Source organism: Microcoleus sp. B13-B6, assembly GCF_036705405.1.
Lineage (GTDB): Bacteria > Cyanobacteriota > Cyanobacteriia > Cyanobacteriales > Microcoleaceae > Microcoleus.
Map to the genome: position 1 here is coordinate 1 of NZ_JAUBUJ010000238.1, position 1692 is coordinate 1692.

Sequence of the window (1692 nt, forward strand, 5' to 3'; positions counted from 1 at the left end):
GGTTCTTTGGGTAAAATCTTGTAAGCTGGATGTCCGAATGCGAACAAAACCCAGTCCAAGAAAAACTCCAAATAGTCCCAAGCTGACCAAGTTTTCCATTCTCCATGTTGAGGAATGCAATTGAGGCTATTATCTAACATGGCTTCTGCGGCAGGAGAATGCTGCCATTCGATTTGGGGAATCGGTTCTGCTGGCAAAGTTTCCTCAATTACAAATTTGGTTGACATTCTCCCCACCCGATCCGGGACGGGGATTCTTTGAATCACTTCTTAGGCTTCCTCTTTCCCCGACTCGGCTTATTTGAAAGAGTTTCCCCACCCAAACAGAGGTCGATGTCTCCAGAGGCGTTTTCTAGTCTAAGACTAGACGTTCCTACGTGCCCCGCAGTACGCAATCCCTTTTCTAATATGTTTCTGGCAGCGTTCCAATCTCGATCTTGTGTATGCCCGCAATGATGACAAACATGAGTTCTGACACTAAGAGATTTTTTGACAACTTTGCCACAGTTCGAGCAATTTTGGCTCGTATAGTGGGGTGGAACGGCAACCGTTACTACACCAAAAACTTTACCAAAATACTCAACCCAACCGCGAAAAGTCGTCCAAGCTGCATCACTAATCGATTTAGCCAAATGTCGATTTTTAACCATGTTACGCACCTTCAAATCCTCATAGGCTACCAAGTCGTTAGATTGGACTACGCATCTTGCCAACTTCACGGCAAAATCTTTACGCTGCCTACTTACTTTGAGGTGTTTTCTTGCCAGTTTATTTCTCAATTTGGCTCGGTTTTTAGAGCCTTTTTTAGTCTTAGAGAAACGACGAGCAAGCCGTTTCAGAGATTTTTCACTCTTTCTAAGATGTCTTGGATTCTCAACCCTTTGCCCATCGCTATCGGTATAGAAATGAGTCAATCCCACATCAAGACCGATGGTTTTCAATGTTGGCTCTCTTGTTTCGACTCGCTTAAAGTCGATACAAAACTGTGTGTAGTAGCCGTCAGCGCGACGAATCACTCTAACTCGCTTGATTTGCTTCAATTGATAAAAATGCAAATCGCGAGTACCCCACATCAGGAAAGTACCCGCACCAAAACCATCTGTGAAAGTAATGTATTTGCGACAATCGGAAAGTTTCCAACCCGTTGTCTTGTACTCAACAGAACCGTGGGTTTGTTCTTTCTTGAATTTTGGATAACCTTTTTTTCCTGGTTGGTTTTTTTTGCAGCGATCGAAGAATCTAGCAATTGCGCTCCAGGCTCTTTCAGAACTAGCTTGTCTAGCTTGAGAGTTAAGCTTGGAGGCCCAAGCAAATTCTTGCGCCAAAACAGCACAATATGCACTCAGATCGTATCGCCCGATGGATCGGTTATCCATCCAGTATCTCAGGCAAGAATTGCGGATGAAACGAGCAGTACGAATCGCTTCATCAAGCTTATCGTACTGCTCTTTCAATCCCTCAAGTTTTGCCTCGAATACCAGCATAGTTATGTCTTTACATCTGACGCAATCTATTTTAGCACAGCTCCAGAAAAAGCCGTCGTAGAGCGACGGGGGCTTTCAACCCAAATTTGGGTAAAATTTCTGGTTTTCTGTTCTCCAGAATGGCTAGCATTGGCTCCATCTTCCACCGCATCCAGGCATGAGCGGGGACAGCTTGACACAAAGCCCAATAATCCCACCTTCCCCATAAA

General features: G+C 44.6%; 2 protein-coding genes and 1 pseudogene. All 3 read right to left on the reverse strand.

Annotated elements, in window-relative coordinates; translation table 11 throughout:
* Positions 1 to 227: pseudogene (locus QUB35_RS38885) on the reverse strand (SAM-dependent DNA methyltransferase); the annotation flags it as partial.
* Between the two features lie 35 nt (positions 228 to 262).
* Entirely contained in the window at positions 263 to 1483 is a 1221-nt protein-coding gene (locus tag QUB35_RS38890; protein WP_333148399.1) for a transposase, read from the reverse strand.
* A gap of 26 nt (positions 1484 to 1509) precedes the next feature.
* Positions 1510 to 1692 (reverse strand): hypothetical protein (locus tag QUB35_RS38895; protein WP_333148401.1); only part of this gene is annotated, 183 nt, incomplete at its 5' end.